Source organism: Ligilactobacillus ubinensis (assembly GCF_024160875.1).
Lineage (GTDB): Bacteria > Bacillota > Bacilli > Lactobacillales > Lactobacillaceae > Ligilactobacillus > Ligilactobacillus ubinensis.
Genome location: NZ_JAIULA010000061.1, coordinates 1 through 350, shown reverse-complemented (window position 1 = coordinate 350; position 350 = coordinate 1). Strand labels below are relative to the sequence as shown.

The window sequence follows — 350 nt, the reverse complement described above, 5'->3', positions numbered from 1 at the left end:
ATCGGGAAGTAGCTCAGCTTGGTAGAGCACCTGGTTTGGGACCAGGGGGTCGCAGGTTCGAATCCTGTCTTCCCGATATGGCAATAATTTCTAAGATTCGCGGTGTAGCTCAGCTGGCTAGAGCGTCCGGTTCATACCCGGGAGGTCGGGGGTTCGATCCCCTTCGCCGCGATATCTATTGGAACTTGGACCTTTAGCTCAGTTGGTTAGAGCAGACGGCTCATAACCGTCCGGTCGTAGGTTCGAGTCCTACAAGGTCCATTTTATTTTTCATATGGAGGATTACCCAAGTCTGGCTGAAGGGAACGGTCTTGAAAACCGTCAGGTGGGTCAAACCACGCAAGAGTTCG

General features: G+C 52.6%; 3 tRNA genes. All 3 read left to right on the top strand.

What is annotated here, in order from left to right:
• The first annotated feature begins 2 nt into the window (after window positions 1–2).
• Window positions 3–76 (top strand) — tRNA-Pro (locus tag LB941_RS12375).
• Window positions 77–98: 22 nt separating this feature from the next.
• A tRNA-Met gene (locus LB941_RS12370) sits at window positions 99–172 on the top strand.
• A 15-nt stretch (window positions 173–187) separates the two neighbouring features.
• Window positions 188–261: transfer RNA gene (locus LB941_RS12365), tRNA-Ile, on the top strand.
• Window positions 262–350: the final 89 nt, after the last annotated feature.